Raw genomic sequence first — 15,220 nt, forward strand, 5'->3', positions numbered from 1 at the left:
TACTGACGCACGAAGCCGCCGCAAGGTTCATTCGATCTTTAGTTGAAATCGTTTTCCAGGAACGGATTGCGCTTCACCGCCTGGTCGAGCGTGACGAGGGTCTCCAGCAGCGCGCCCATCCGGTTCAGCGGCACCGCGTTCGGGCCGTCGGACTTCGCTTCGGCCGGATTCGGGTGCGTTTCCATGAACAGGCCCGCGACGCCCGTCGCGACGGCCGCACGCGCGAGCACCGGCACGAATTCGCGCTGGCCGCCCGAGCTCGTGCCCTGCCCGCCCGGCAGCTGCACCGAGTGGGTCGCGTCGAACACGACCGGCGCGCCCGTCTCGCGCATGATCGCGAGCGAACGCATGTCGGACACGAGGTTGTTGTAGCCGAACGAGACGCCGCGTTCGCACGCCATGAAGCGGTCATCCGACAGACCGGCCTCACGTGCCGCATCGCGCGCCTTGTCGATCACGTTCTTCATGTCGTGCGGCGCGAGGAACTGGCCCTTCTTGATGTTCACGGGCTTGCCCGAGCGCGCGCAGGCATGGATGAAGTCGGTCTGACGGCACAGGAATGCGGGCGTCTGCAGCACGTCGACGACCGACGCGACCTGCTCGATCTCGTCGATCGAATGCACGTCGGTCAGCACCGGCAGGCCGAGCTGCCGCTTGACCTCGCCGAGGATCCGCAGCCCTTCGTCCATTCCGAGGCCGCGAAACGACTTGCCCGAGCTGCGATTCGCCTTGTCGTAGGACGACTTGTAGATGAACGGCACGCTCAGCTTCTCGCAGATTTCCTTCAGGCGGCCGGCCGTGTCGATCGTCATCTGCTCCGATTCGACGACACAGGTACCCGCGATCAGGAAGAAAGGCTGGTCGAGACCGACCTCGAAATCGCAAAGCTTCATGCTTTTGCTCCGCGCGCTTGCTTGTTGGCGAGCGCGGCTTCGACGAACGACTTGAACAGCGGATGACCGTCACGCGGCGTCGACGTGAATTCCGGGTGGAACTGGACACCGACGAACCACGGGTGCATCGAACGCGGCAGCTCCATCATTTCGGGCAGATCCTCGCTCGGGGTACGGGCGCTGATGATAAGGCCGCCGGCTTCGAGCTGGGGCACGAAGCGGTTATTGACTTCATAACGGTGGCGATGGCGCTCGTTCACGTCCTTGCCGTAGATCTCTTCGGCCATCGTGCCGGGCTTGATCGGGCAGCGTTGCGAACCGAGGCGCATCGTGCCGCCGAGATCGGATTCCTCGGTGCGCGTCTCGACCTTGCCTTCGCGGTCGTACCATTCGGTGATCAGCGCGACTACGCGTTCCGGCGTGTCCGGATCGAACTCCGTGCTGTTCGCCTGCTTCAGGCCGACGACGTCGCGCGCGAATTCGATCACCGCGAGCTGCATGCCGAGGCAGATGCCGAGATACGGCACCTTCGACTCGCGCGCATAGCGGACCGCGGCGATCTTGCCTTCCGTGCCGCGACGGCCGAAACCGCCCGGCACCAGCACGGCGTCGAGATGCTTGAGGCTGTCGACACCGTTCGTCTCGAGCTCTTCCGAGTCGATGTACTCGATGTTGACCTTGGTCGACGTGTGGATCGACGCATGGCGCAGCGCTTCGATCAGCGACTTGTACGACTCGGTCAGGTCGACGTACTTGCCGACCATGCCGATCGTGACTTCGTGCTTCGGGTTTTCCAGCTTCTCGACGAGTTCCGACCACATGCCGAGGTCGGCGTCCTTCGGCGACAGCTTCAGTTCCTCGCAGATGATCCGGTCGAGGCCCTGGTCGTGCAGCATCTGCGGAATCTTGTAGATGCTGTCGGCGTCCCACACCGAGATCACGGCGTCTTCCGGCACGTTCGAGAACATCGAGATCTTCTTCGATTCGTCGTCCGGGATGCGGCGGTCCGCACGGCACAGCAGCACGTGCGGCAGGATGCCGATCTCGCGCAGCTTCTGCACGCTGTGCTGGGTCGGCTTCGTCTTCAGCTCGCCGGCCGTCGCGACGTACGGCACGAGCGTCAGGTGCACGAAGCACGCGCTGTTGCGGCCGAGGCGCAGGCTCATCTGGCGCGCGGCTTCGAGGAACGGCAGCGACTCGATGTCGCCGACCGTGCCGCCGATCTCGACGATCGCGACGTCCGGTTCGCCGCAGGTGGCCGATGCCGCCCCGCGCTCGATGAACGCCTGGATTTCGTTCGTGATGTGCGGAATCACCTGCACGGTCTTGCCGAGATAGTCGCCGCGGCGTTCCTTGCGGATCACCGATTCGTAGATCTGGCCGGTCGTGAAGTTGTTGGCCTTGCGCATCTTCGTGCTGATGAAGCGCTCATAGTGGCCGAGGTCGAGGTCGGTCTCCGCTCCGTCTTCCGTCACGAACACTTCGCCGTGCTGGAACGGGCTCATCGTGCCGGGGTCGACGTTGATGTAGGGATCGAGTTTGAGGAGGGTGACTTTCAGACCGCGCGATTCGAGGATCGCGGCGAGAGAGGCGGCGGCAATACCCTTGCCGAGGGAAGAAACTACGCCGCCGGTGACGAAAACATATTTGGTCATCGCTGGATGCTCGCGGGAAAAACGGATTATACCGTAAAGCCCGCCCTTCTCTCAGCAATTGACGCGATGATCGCGCCCTTTCCCGCCGGGCCGCGTCCGCCGTGCGCGCCAGCGGGAAACCGACCGGCCGGACGGTGCAACCGCGCCCGCGCGACGCGGTGCGCCGGATGCGCCGTCACGGCCGTATCACGCCCGTTTCGCGAGCGCGGCGCCGTCGCGCGGCACGCCGCCCTCGGCCGCCTTCAACGAATTCAGCATCCGCTGCAATGCGCGCGCCGTCTCGATCGGCCGCTCCATCGGGAACAGGTGGCTGCCCTCGAGCCATTCGATGCGCCCGCGCGCGGCGCGGCGCGTCGCATCGAGCCCGACCTGCCGCACCTCGCGCGAGCGCGTGCCGGCCAGGAAGCCGAGCGGCACCGGCGCGCCGTGCGCGAGCCGCGGGCCGAGCGTATGCGGCAACGTCCGGTAGATCAGGTACTCGACCTGCCGGTCGAACGCGAGCGCGCGTTCGCCGTCGGCGCCCGCCTGCGGAATGCCGTAGTCGATGTAGTCGGACAGCATCCGCTCGTCCCAGCGGGCGAACGCGGGCTTCTCGTGGAAGTGTCGCCACGCTTCGTCGCGGCTCGTCCAGCGCGTGCGCCGGTTGCGCGTCGCGGCCGCCGGCGACAGGCGTTCGTCGAGCCCGGCCCACTGGCTCGCGCGCAGCGCGCCCGCACGCCATCCGGCAATGATCGGCGAATCGATCATCACCACGCCGCGCACCCACTGCGGCTTTTTCAGCGCGGCCATCAGCGACAGGTAGCCGCCGAGCGAATGGCCGACGAGCCAGACCGGGCGCTCGTAGCGGCGGCCGATGTCGTCGAGCAGTTGTTCGACGAGATGCGGCCAGTCGCGTGTCACCGGGTAGCGGCGGTCGTGGCCGATCCGCTCGATGTAGCGCAGCTCGTAGTCGTCTGCCAGCTCGGCGAAGATGGTCCGGTACGTCGACGCCGGAAACCCGTTCGCATGCGAGAAATGGATGATGTCCTTCAAACGCCAATGTCTCCTTTGGCGGTGGGCGTTAGTGCTTTGGCACTTGCTTCCACCCCATGCTTCGCGGTCGGCCGGATGCCGCGGCTGCGACGCCGGCCCGGTTCGTTGTTTTCTCACCCCGCGCCATCACGCCGCTCAACGGTCCATCCAGTACCGCCGCTGCGCATCGCGATAACGCGCGAACGCGAAACCGCCGCCCGCCGGCGCGACGTCGAACCGCACGGCACCGTCGCGATCGGTGCGCGGCAGCGGAATCCCGCGCGCCGCGAAGCGCGCGAGGACCGTCGGGTGCGGATGCCCGAAGCGATTGCGATAGCCTACAGGAAATACCGCGACGCGCGGCCCGACCGAATCGAGGAAAGGCTCGACCGACGACGTGCGGCTGCCGTGGTGCGCAACGACGAGAATCTGCGCGGCCAGCGCATCGCGCGCGTCGGCCACGAGCCGCCGCTCGGCGCGCGCTTCGATGTCGCCCGTCAGCAGTGCCGACGTGCCGCCTGCGTCGATGCGCAGCACGCACGACTGCTCGTTCGACCCGCCGGCGCCCGCCGCGCGCGGCGGCCACAGCATCGTGAACACGACGCCGTCCCACGTCCATCGCTGCCCGGCCGCGCAACGCAGCCGATCGGCCACGCCGGCCGCTTCCGCGGCGCGCCACAGCCGGTGCCGCGGTGCGATGCCGGCAAGCAGCTGACGCACGTCGGCTGCCGCGTAGACGGCCTCGGCGCCACCCGCATGATCGGCATCCGCATGGCTGAGCACGAGCGAATCGACGGTCCGGATTGCGCGTGCCCGCAACGACGGCGCGACGATCCGCGTGCCGGCATGAGTCGACTCCGGGCCCGGCCCCGCATCGAACAGCAGCGTCCGGCTCGCGGTCTCGACCAGCACCGACGCGCCCTGCCCGACGTCGAGCACCGTCAGGCGAAAGCCGCCGGGCGGCGGCGTATCGGGTGCGGGCGCAACGAGCGGCAGCCACGTGATCGGCGCGGCCCAGCGCAGCGGCCAGCCGCGCGGCATCAGCGCCCATCCGACGCCCGCGCATGCCAGCGCCAGCACCGGCCAGTCGGGCATGCGCAGCCACAACACGCCGGCCGACCAGTCGGCGAGATACCGCAGCAGCGCCATCATCGGTTCGAGCGCCGCATGCGCGAGCCGGAATGCATGGCCGTCCAGCGGCGCGGGCAATCCGATACCGGCGAGCACGACCGGCGTCACGACGGAGCTGACCCACGGAATCGCGAACGCGTTGCCGAACGGGCCCGACACCGAGATCTGCGCGAACCACGCGGCCGTCAGCGGCGCAAGACCGATCGTCACCGCGTACTGCACGCGCGTCGCGTCGGCGCTTCGGCGCCCGGCACGCGCGCACCATGCTCGCAGCCATGTCCGGCGGGCTGCCGCGGCGGTGCCGTCCGCCGCACCATCGCCGTCGCCGGCACCGCGATCGCCCGCGTCGCCAGCGTCGTCCCCGTCGAATTCGCGCACCGCGCGCCAGCCCGCCGCCGCCATCAGGATCACCGCGACCGCGCCGAACGACAGCCAGAACCCGGCCGACAACACGGCCCACGGATCGGCGAGCAGCACACCGCCGAGTGCCGCGCACAGCACCGCGGACGTCGGCACGCTGCGCCCGGCGAGATACGCGGCCGCGCCGGCCGCGATCATCCACCATGCGCGCTGCGCCGGCACGTTGAAGCCGGCGAGCGCCGCGTAGCCGGCGGCGGCCGTCAGCGCCGCGACGGACGCCACGTAAGGCGCCGGCATCATCAGCGCCGCCGCACGTGCGCGCCAGCGCAAACGCCGCCACACGAGCGATGCGATCCCGCCGGCCAGCGCGCCGACGAGCCCGACGTGCAGGCCGGAAATCGCGACCAGATGACTCGTGCCCGTATTGCGCAGCACGCGCCAGTCGTCGTCGCCAATACCTGATTGATCGCCGACCGCGAGCGCGGTCACGATGCCGCGATGACGCGCGTCGCCGCCGAGCGCTTCGCCGATACGCATGCGCAGCGCGTCGCGCAACCGGTCGATCGACGCGCGCCACCCGGACGCGCGCGCGTCGAGCAGTTTCGCCCGCTCGGGCGCGACGACATAGCCGATCGCCCGGATCCCCGCAGCGAGCCACGCCGCCTCGCTGTCGCGCACGAAGGGATTCGCCTCCGCATGCGGCCGCTTCAGGCGCACGACGAGACGCCAGCGCTGTGCCGCGCGCAAATCGGGCATCGCGTCGCGTGCGGCAGACGCGCCGTACGTGCGCCACGTCAACCGGATCACCGGTGGAAAGCGGGGCAGCCCCGCATCGTTCGATTCGACCGCGAACAGCACGCGCGCGCCGCTGTCGTCGATCACCGGCAACCCGCGGATCACACCAGTGACGACGATGTCGCGCCCTTCCCGTTCGACGGGCAGGCTGTCGCGCAGCCGCCATTCGGCGCGCGCGGCCGCGTATCCGAAACCGACCGCACAGGCGACGCTTGCGCACAGCAGCCAGCGCAGCGCGACGATCCAGCGGGTTCGACGCCGCCGCGCGCACCATGCGAGCAGTACGCCGCATCCGGCCAGCATGACCGCACCGCTTGCCCATCCGCCCGCGCCCGGCAACGCCGCCTGCCGCTGCAGCGCGACGACGCCGAGCGCGAACGCGATCCATCCCACGCGCATCGCGCCTCCTCGTCGACCCGGCGCCGCCGGTGTCGAGACGGCGCCTTCCGGCAACGATTATGCGGATGAAAGTGCGAGGCGCGGCAGCGCGGCGCGCGCGTTAGCCGTTGTGGATAGGGACAGCGCGTGCGCGTCGATCCCGCGCAGTTCGGCGAGCACGGCACCGATGCGCGGCACCTGGTCGGGCGCATTGCGGGATTTGTACGCCCATTCGGGCGCGATGTCGGGTGCATCCGTCTCGACGACGATCGCCTCGAGCGGCAACTGCTCCGCGAGCCGGCGAATCTGCCGCGCGCGTTCGAACGTCACGTTGCCGCCGAAGCCGAGATGCAGCCCCTGCGCGAGATACGCGTCGGCCTGCTGGAAACTGCCGTTGAACGCATGCGCGATGCCGCGCCGCACGCCGAAACGGCGCAGCCCGGCGAGCACGCGGTCCTGCGACTTGCGCACGTGGCACAGCACCGGCAGGTCGAATTCGCGCGCGAGCCTGAGCTGTCCTTGATAGAAGAATTGCTGCCGGTCTTCGTCGAGTCCCGGCACGAAGTAGTCGAGACCGATCTCGCCGATCGCGACGAAGCGCGGATCATCGAGGCTCGCCTCGATTTCCATGCGCAACCGGTCGAGATCCTCGTCGCGCGCATGCGGCGTAAACATCGGGTGAATGCCGAGCGCATAGACCGCGCCCGGCGTGCGCTGCGCCAGTTCGCGCACCGTCGTGAAATTGCCGCGCCCGACGCTCGGGATCACGATGCGCGACACGCCGGCCGCGCGCGCCGCATGCGCGACCGCGTCGCGGTCGGCGTCGAATTCGGCGGCATCGAGATGGCAATGCGTATCGATCCACATGGCGGCTTTCCTGCGCGCTCGCCGCGGCGCCCGGTTGATCGGACGGCGCAGCGAACGCGTTCGTTCACACCGGCAGCGCCGGCTCCTCGTGCAGCACGCCGTCGCGCAACCGCATGATGCGGTCGCAGCGTGCGGCGAGTTCGGGATCGTGCGTGACGATCACGAAGCTCGTTTCGAGCGTTTCCGACAATTCGAGCATCAGATTGAACACGGTGTCGGCCGTCGTGCCGTCGAGGTTGCCGGTCGGCTCGTCGGCGAGCACACAGGCCGGCTTCGTCACCAGCGCGCGCGCGATCGCGACACGCTGCCGCTCGCCGCCTGACAGCTCGCCCGGCCGGTGCTTCGCACGCGGGCCGAGACCCACGCGCTCGAGCATCGCCTGTGCCTGCGCGCGCGCGTCCTCGGTCGTCATCCGGCGGATGCGCAGCGGCATCGCGACGTTGTCGAGCGCGGTGAATTCCGGCAGCAGGTGATGGAACTGGTAGACGAAGCCGAGCGCGCGGTTGCGCAGCTCGTTGCGCTCGCGCTCGGCGAGCTGCGTGAACGGCTTGCCGAGCAGCGACACCTCGCCCGCGCTCGGTTCGTCGAGGCCGCCCAGCACGTGCAGCAGCGTGCTCTTGCCGGAGCCCGACGCGCCGACGACCGCGAGCTTCTCGCCGCGCCGCACCGTCAGCTCGGCGTTGTTGAGCACCTGCACGTTGAAGCCGCCCTGCACGAACGCCTTCGTGATCCCGCGCGCCTGAAGCACGTATTCCTGCATACCTGCCGAATCCTGTCTGATGGGTTGTCGTGAATCCGCGAATGCGGTCGCGCGGTCATTCATAGCGAAGCGCCTCCGCCGGTTTCACCTTCGCGCCGCGCCAGCTCGGATAGAGCGTCGCCACCGCCGACAGCGCGAATGCAATCAGGCCGATCTTGATCACGTCGCCGGCGACGAGCTCGGACGGCAGCTCGCTGATGAAGTACACCGACGGCGGCAGGAACTGCACGCCGAACAGATGCTCGATCATCGGGATCAGCCACGGAATGCTCCATGCGATCAGGCAGCCGAGCGCGACGCCGGACGCGGTGCCGACGAAGCCGATCGTCACGCCCTGCACGACGAAGATCTTCATGATCGAGCCCGGCTGCGCGCCGAGCGTGCGCAGGATCGCGATGTCGGCCTGCTTGTTGGTCACCGTCATCACGAGCGACGACACGAGGTTGAACGCGGCGACCGCGATGATCAGCGTGAGGATGATGAACATCATCCGCTTCTCGATCTGCACGGCCGAGAACCAGGTCTTGTTCTGTTGGGTCCAGTCGCGGATGTACAGGCTGCCCGACAGCGTATGCGACAGCTCGACCGCGACCTGCGGTGCCTTCTGCATGTCGGTGAGCCGCAGCCGCACGCCGGTCGGCGCGGACATCCGGAACAGCGCCTCCGCGTCGCGGATGTTGATCATCGCGAGCGTGCTGTCGTATTCGTAATGCCCCGACTCGAACACGCCGACCACCGTGAACTGCTTGAGCCGCGGCATCATCCCGGCCGGCGTGATCGTGCCTTCGGGCGCCACCAGCGTGACCTTGTCGCCGACCGTCACGCCGAGATTGCCGGCGAGCGCGTCGCCGAGCACGATGCCGAACTGGCCGGGCACGAGCGCCGCGAGCTGGCCGGCCTTCATGTCCTTGCCGATGTCCGACACCTCCGGTTCGAGCGACGGCTCGACGCCGCGCAGCATCACGCCGCTCACTGCGTCCTGGCGCGTGAGCAGCGCCTGCGCGTCGACGTACGGCGCCGCGCCGATCACCGACGGATTGCGGCGCGCTTCCTGCGCAGTCAGTTGCCAGTCGGGCATCGAGCCCGTCGGAGAGAACACCTCGACGTGCGCGAGCACCGACAGCATGCGGTCGCGCACTTCCTTCTGGAAGCCGTTCATCACGGACAGCACGACGATCAGCGCGGCGACGCCAAGCGCAATGCCGAGCATCGATACGAGCGCGATGAAGGAAATGAAGCCGTTGCCGGTCGTGCGTTTGCCGGCGCGCGTGTAGCGCCAGCCGATCTGCCATTCGTACGGAAGTTTCAAGCGAATCCTTTCTGCTGGTTACGGCGGGGATGGCGGCCCGCGGCCGGCCGCCCGGGCGCGGTCGAAAAAACGGTCGCCGGACGCGCTCGGGCCCGTCCGGACCCGCCCGGACCGTCAGCCGGCCCGATCACGCGCGCAGTTTGCCATACAATGCGCACCATCATGCACGACCGACGCCTCCATTTTCTCGTTCCGTTCGCGCTGCCGTCGGCGGCCGATGCGGCCTCGTCCCTGCACACGCTGGACAGTCCCGCGCTCGAAAAGTTGCTCGCCCGCGCGAGCCTCGTCGAGCGCGTGGCCGGCGAGGACTTCCAGCGCACGCTGCCGCACGAGCGCTGGCTGGCCCGCCGGTTCGGCGCGACCCAGGGCAACGCCGCCGACGAGGCGCCGCTCGCGCCCTACATGCTGCTCGCGGACGGCGGCGAGCCCGGCACGCAGGCCTGGGCGTGCGTCGAGCCCGTTCACGTCGAAATCGCGCACGATCACCTCGTACTCGTCGATCCGGCGAGCCTCGCGCTCGACGACGGCGACGCCGCCGCGCTGCTGGCGGTCGCGCGCCCGCTGATCGAGGAGCTCGGCGTGCGGCTCGAAGCGCCGCAGCCGGCGCGCTGGTATCTGTCGAGCGAGCAGCTCGCCCGCCTCGCCGGTGCCGCGCCGCTGCGCGCGAGCGGCCGCAACATCGAGATCTGGCTGCCGCACGAGGCGCACACCGGCGAACGTTCGCGGATGTGGATGAAGCTGCAGAACGAAGTGCAGATGGCGTGGTTCCAGCATCCGGTCAACGAAGCGCGCGAAGCGCGCGGGTTGCCGGCCGTCAACTCGATCTGGTTCCATGCGCAAGGCACGCTGAAGCCGGTCGGCAAGCCGTTCGAGCGCGTGCTGTCCGGCTCGCCCGCGGCGCTCGGCCTCGCGCGCGCCGCGCACGCGGACGCCGGCGCCGTGCCGCCCGCATTCGGCGCGCTGTCGGCCACCGCCGGCACGACGCTCGTCGAGCTGCCGGCACTGTCCGCCCCGTTCATCGAACAGGACTGGGCACGCTGGCACGACGCGCTCGCCGCGCTCGAGCGCGACTGGTTTGCGCCGTCTCTCGACGCACTGCGCAACGGCGAGCTGGCCGGCGTCGGCTTCACGCTGTGCGGCGACACGAGTTCCGTCACGCTGCACGCGACGCGCGGCGACCTGCGCAAGTTCTGGCGCCGCCGCGCGCTGGCGTCCCTGTTCGAATGACCACACCTGTATGACCCGGATCGTTACCCGCCCCGTCGCGCCCGCCGACGCCGAAGCGCTCGCGCGCCACGGCCTGCACCCCGTCCTCGCGCGCCTGTATGCGTCGCGCGGCGTGCAATCCCCGACCGACATCGAAACCGCGCTCGCGCGCCTCGTGCCGCCCACCGAACTGAAGGGCTGCGCGGACGCCGCCGCGCTGCTCGCGGATGCGATCGCCGACCGGCGGCGGCTGCTGGTCGTCGCCGACTACGACTGCGACGGCGCGACCGCGTGCGCGGTCGCGGTGCGCGGGCTGCGGATGTTCGGCGCGCAGATCGACTACCTGGTGCCGAACCGCTTCGAATACGGCTACGGGCTCACGCCCGAGATCGTCGAACTGGCCGCCGCGCGCAAGCCCGACCTGCTGATCACCGTCGACAACGGGATCGCGAGCGTCGCAGGCGTCGAAGCCGCGAACGCGCGCGGCATCGACGTGCTCGTGACCGACCATCACCTGCCCGGCGACGCGCTGCCCGCCGCGCGCGCGATCGTCAATCCGAACCAGCCGGGCTGTGCGTTCCCGAGCAAGCACATCGCCGGCGTCGGCGTGATGTTCTACGTGCTGCTCGCGCTGCGCGCCGAGTTGCGCCGCCGCGGCGCGTTCGCGAGCAAGGAAGCCGAACCGCGTCTCGACGGGCTGCTCGACCTCGTCGCGCTCGGCACCGTCGCCGACGTGGTGCGGCTCGACGGCAACAACCGCGTGCTCGTCGCGCAAGGGCTGCAGCGCATCCGCAACGGCCGCATGCAGCCCGGCATCGCCGCGCTGTTCCGCGCCGCGGGCCGCGAAGCGCGCACCGCGTCGGGCTTCGACCTCGGCTTCGGCGTCGGCCCGCGCCTGAACGCCGCCGGCCGGCTCTCCGACATGTCGCTCGGGATCGAATGCCTGATCACCGACGACATCGGCCGCGCGTGGGATCTCGCGCAGCAGCTCGACGCGATGAACCGCGAGCGCCGCGAGATCGAGGCCGGCATGCAGCAGCAGGCGCTCGCCGATCTCGCCGACGTCGATCCGGCCGACGCGTGCACGATCACGCTGTTCAACCCCGCCTGGCACCAGGGCGTGATCGGCATCGTCGCCGGGCGGCTCAAGGAGAAATTCCACCGCCCGTCGTTCACGTTCGCGCATGCGGACGAAGCCGGCACGCGCGTCAAGGGTTCGGGCCGGTCGATTCCCGGCTTTCACCTGCGCGATGCGCTCGACCTCGTGTCGAAGCGCGAGCCCGACCTGATCGTCGCGTTCGGCGGCCACGCGATGGCCGCCGGCCTCACGCTCGACACCGACAACGTGCCGCGCTTCGCGGCCGCGTTCGAGGCCGTTGCGCGCGAGTGGCTGTCCGACGATGCGCTCGCGCGCGTGATCGAGACCGACGGCGAGCTCGAGGAAGCGTATTTCACGCCGCAGTTCGTCGGGCTGCTCGACGAAGCGGTCTGGGGCCAGGGCTTTCCGGCCCCGCTTTTCTCCGGCGAGTTCGACGTCGTGTCGCAGTCGCTCGTGAAGGAAAAGCACCTGAAGCTGCAACTGGCGCGCGGCCGCCAGCGCTTCAACGCGATCTGGTTCAACCACACCGAGCCGCTGCCGGCGAGCGCACTGATCGCGTACCGCCTCGTGGCCGACACGTGGAACGGCGTGACGCGCGTGCAGCTGGTGGTCGAGCACGCGGCCGGCTGAGCGCCGCCCGTCCGGCCGCCGCCCGCCGCAATGGCGCGCGCAAACCGCATGCGCGCCGCACCGGACGGGGCCGCGGCGCGCAGGCAAGCACACTCCGCGTCACCGGGAAACCCTGCCGATCGGCTATAATTCCGCTTTTTTACGAAGCAAGAATAGCGAACGATCATGGAAGCGGAACGTCTCAACGCGATCGAAAGCTCCCTGCTCGACCTGCGCAACCGCGCGGGCGAGCTTCGGGGGTATCTTTGACTACGACGCCAAAGCTGCGCGTCTGACCGAAGTCAACAAGGAACTCGAAGACCCGAACGTCTGGAACGATTCGAAGAACGCCCAGGCACTCGGCCGCGAGAAGAAGCTGCTCGAAGGCGTCGTCACGACGCTGACGGCGCTCGATAGCGACCTGCGCGATGCGCTCGACCTGTTCGAGCTCGCCCGCGAGGAAGGCGACGAAGACACCCTCGTCGCATCGGAAGACGACGCGAAGAAGCTCGAAGCGCGCGTCGGCGACATCGAATTCCGCCGGATGTTCTCGAACCCGGCCGATCCGAACAACTGCTTCATCGACATCCAGGCCGGCGCCGGCGGCACCGAGGCGTGCGACTGGGCGTCGATGCTGCTGCGCCAGTACCTGCGCTACTGCGAGCGCAAGGGCTTCAAGGCCGAAGTGCTCGAAGAGTCCGACGGCGACGTCGCCGGCATCAAGAACGCGACGATCAAGGTGTCGGGCGAATACGCGTACGGCTTCCTGCGCACCGAAACCGGCATCCACCGCCTCGTGCGCAAGTCGCCGTTCGACTCGTCGGGCGGCCGCCACACGTCGTTCTCGTCGGTGTTCGTGTATCCGGAAATCGACGATTCGATCGAGGTCGAGGTCAACCCGGCCGACCTGCGCATCGACACGTACCGCGCGTCGGGCGCGGGCGGGCAGCACATCAACAAGACCGACTCGGCGGTGCGGATCACGCACATGCCGACCGGCATCGTCGTGCAGTGCCAGAACGACCGCTCGCAGCACCGCAACCGCGCCGAAGCGATGGCCATGCTGAAGTCGCGCCTGTACGAAGCCGAAATGCGCAAGCGCCAGGCCGAGCAGGACAAGCTCGAATCGAGCAAGACCGATGTGGGCTGGGGCCACCAGATCCGCTCGTACGTGCTCGACCAGAGCCGCGTGAAGGACCTCCGTACGAACGTCGAAATGAGCAACACGAAGGCCGTGCTCGACGGCGATCTCGACGACTTCATCAGCGCGAGCCTCAAACAGGGCGTGTAAGCGCCGCGGCGCGGCCTCTCCGGCCGCGCCGCCCTTCCCGTTGCGTTGCCGCACCCACTCCGAATTCCGACCATCATGACCGAACCGACCCAAACGCAGCCCGCCGTCGCGGCGGACGAAAACCAGATCATCGCCGAGCGCCGCGAGAAGCTGCGCGCATTGCGCGAGCAAGGCGTCGCCTACCCGAACGATTTCCGGCCGACGCATCACGCCGCCGATCTCCAGGCGACATTCGCCGATTCGGACAAGGCCGCGCTCGAAGCGAATCCGGTCGAGGTGGCGGTTGCCGGCCGCATGATGCTCAAGCGCGTGATGGGCAAGGCGAGCTTCGCGACGGTGCAGGACGGGTCGGGCCAGATCCAGTTCTTCGTGACGCCGAACGACGTCGGCGCGGAAACCTACGACGCATTCAAGAAGTGGGACCTCGGCGACATCGTCGCCGCCCGCGGCGTGCTGTTCCGCACCAACAAGGGCGAGCTGTCGGTCCAGTGCAAGGAGCTGCGCCTGCTGTCGAAGGCGCTGCGCCCGCTGCCGGACAAGTTCCACGGCCTGGCCGACCAGGAAATGCGCTATCGCCAGCGCTACGTCGACCTGATCGTCACGCCGGAAACGCGCGACACGTTCCGCGCGCGCACCAAGACCATCGCGTCGATCCGCAAGTTCATGGACAACGCCGACTTCATGGAAGTCGAGACGCCGATGCTGCACCCGATTCCGGGCGGCGCCGCGGCCAAGCCGTTCGTCACGCATCACAACGCGCTCGACATGCAGATGTTCCTGCGCATCGCGCCGGAGCTGTACCTGAAGCGCCTGATCGTCGGCGGTTTCGAGCGCGTGTTCGAGATCAACCGCAATTTCCGGAACGAAGGCGTGTCGCCGCGCCACAACCCGGAATTCACGATGATGGAGTTCTATGCCGCGTACACCGATTACCGCTGGCTGATGGACTTCACCGAGCAGCTGATCCGCCAGGCGGCGATCGATGCGCTCGGCACCGCGACGATCCAGTACCAGGGCCGCGAGCTCGACCTCGCGAAGCCGTTCCACCGTCTGACGATCACGCAGGCGATCCAGAAGTACGCGCCACAGTACACCGACGGCCAGCTGTCGGACGACGCGTTCCTGCGCAGCGAACTGAAGCGCCTCGGCGTCGACGTGTCGCAGCCGGCCTTCCTGAATGCCGGCATCGGCGCGCTGCAGCTTGCGCTGTTCGAGGAAACCGCCGAATCGCAGCTGTGGGAGCCGACCTACATCATCGACTACCCGATCGAGGTGTCGCCGCTCGCGCGCGCATCGGACACGGTGCCGGGCATCACCGAGCGTTTCGAGCTGTTCATGACCGGCCGCGAAATCGCGAACGGCTTCTCGGAACTGAACGATCCTGAAGACCAGGCCGCACGCTTCAAGAAGCAGGTCGAGCAGAAGGATGCCGGCGACGAGGAAGCCATGTTCTTCGACGCCGACTACATCCGCGCGCTCGAACACGGGATGCCGCCGACGGGCGGCTGCGGGATCGGCATCGACCGTCTGGTGATGCTGCTGACCGACAGCCCGACGATCCGCGACGTGCTGCTGTTCCCGCACCTGCGCCGCGAAGACTGACGCGTTGCCCGCGTGTGTGCCGCGCCCCGCGGCGCACACGCGGCTTTGTAACCGCGCGTAAATCCCGCCTGCCGGCGTCCGCCGGCGCACGATCCCTCCCTGTTTGATTTCCTTGCCGCGACGCCCCGGCGCGGGTTTTCCCGGTATCGGTTGCGAATCCCCCGCTGCAATTCGTTACACCTTGATACGGTGCGGCCCTCGCCTCTGGACGACACTCCTGTTGCGTCACCACGCATGATCACGGGACCAGAACG

The 15,220-nt window shown here is 68.6% G+C and carries 11 protein-coding genes; 4 read left to right on the forward strand and 7 right to left on the reverse strand.

Annotation, left to right across the window (positions count from 1 at the left end):
- Positions 1-38 precede the first annotated feature (38 nt).
- The 7 genes from kdsA to Q3A80_RS01920 all read right to left on the reverse strand — a co-directional run bounded on the left by kdsA (position 39) and on the right by Q3A80_RS01920 (position 9,159).
- Positions 39-893: a 3-deoxy-8-phosphooctulonate synthase gene (gene kdsA / locus Q3A80_RS01890; RefSeq protein ID WP_446327404.1), complete on the reverse strand. Its 855-nt coding sequence runs from the start codon at positions 891-893 to the stop codon at positions 39-41.
- Positions 890-2,548, reverse strand: a complete 1,659-nt coding sequence (locus Q3A80_RS01895) for a CTP synthase (protein WP_446327405.1) — start codon at positions 2,546-2,548, stop codon at positions 890-892. The genes kdsA and Q3A80_RS01895 overlap by 4 nt, the downstream gene beginning before the upstream one ends.
- 186 nt (positions 2,549-2,734) lie before the next feature.
- Positions 2,735-3,580, reverse strand: a complete 846-nt coding sequence (locus tag Q3A80_RS01900; protein WP_446327406.1) for an alpha/beta fold hydrolase — start codon at positions 3,578-3,580, stop codon at positions 2,735-2,737.
- A 135-nt stretch (positions 3,581-3,715) separates the two neighbouring features.
- Positions 3,716-6,244, reverse strand: coding sequence for a ComEC/Rec2 family competence protein (locus Q3A80_RS01905; protein ID WP_446327407.1), 2,529 nt, complete (start codon positions 6,242-6,244; stop codon positions 3,716-3,718).
- Positions 6,245-6,301: 57 nt separating this feature from the next.
- Positions 6,302-7,090 (reverse strand): TatD family hydrolase, encoded by a 789-nt coding sequence (locus Q3A80_RS01910; protein ID WP_446327408.1) that lies wholly within the window; start codon positions 7,088-7,090, stop codon positions 6,302-6,304.
- 64 nt (positions 7,091-7,154) lie between these two features.
- Positions 7,155-7,913 (reverse strand): lipoprotein-releasing ABC transporter ATP-binding protein LolD, encoded by a 759-nt coding sequence (gene lolD / locus Q3A80_RS01915; RefSeq protein ID WP_446327409.1) that lies wholly within the window; start codon positions 7,911-7,913, stop codon positions 7,155-7,157.
- A complete protein-coding gene (locus Q3A80_RS01920; RefSeq protein WP_446327410.1) occupies positions 7,906-9,159 on the reverse strand; it encodes a lipoprotein-releasing ABC transporter permease subunit in 1,254 nt (417 codons plus the stop codon). The genes lolD and Q3A80_RS01920 overlap by 8 nt, the downstream gene beginning before the upstream one ends.
- 150 nt (positions 9,160-9,309) lie before the next feature.
- On the opposite strand from Q3A80_RS01920, the gene Q3A80_RS01925 reads away from it, so the two are divergent.
- The 4 genes from Q3A80_RS01925 to lysS all read left to right on the forward strand — a co-directional run bounded on the left by Q3A80_RS01925 (position 9,310) and on the right by lysS (position 14,966).
- Positions 9,310-10,386 carry a regulator gene (locus tag Q3A80_RS01925; RefSeq protein ID WP_446327411.1) on the forward strand — a complete coding sequence of 359 codons (1,077 nt, stop codon included), beginning with the start codon at positions 9,310-9,312 and terminating at the stop codon, positions 10,384-10,386.
- A gap of 10 nt (positions 10,387-10,396) precedes the next feature.
- Positions 10,397-12,094, forward strand: coding sequence for a single-stranded-DNA-specific exonuclease RecJ (gene recJ / locus Q3A80_RS01930; RefSeq protein ID WP_446327412.1), 1,698 nt, complete (start codon positions 10,397-10,399; stop codon positions 12,092-12,094).
- A gap of 165 nt (positions 12,095-12,259) precedes the next feature.
- A protein-coding gene (gene prfB / locus Q3A80_RS01935; protein ID WP_446327413.1) for a peptide chain release factor 2 occupies positions 12,260-13,364 on the forward strand; the annotation gives its coding sequence in 2 pieces (ribosomal slippage) (positions 12,260-12,340 and positions 12,342-13,364; 1,104 coding nt in all).
- 75 nt (positions 13,365-13,439) lie between these two features.
- Positions 13,440-14,966, forward strand: coding sequence for a lysine--tRNA ligase (lysS, locus tag Q3A80_RS01940; RefSeq protein ID WP_446327414.1), 1,527 nt, complete (start codon positions 13,440-13,442; stop codon positions 14,964-14,966).
- Positions 14,967-15,220 lie beyond the last annotated feature (254 nt).

Source organism: Burkholderia sp. SR8, assembly GCF_052851275.1.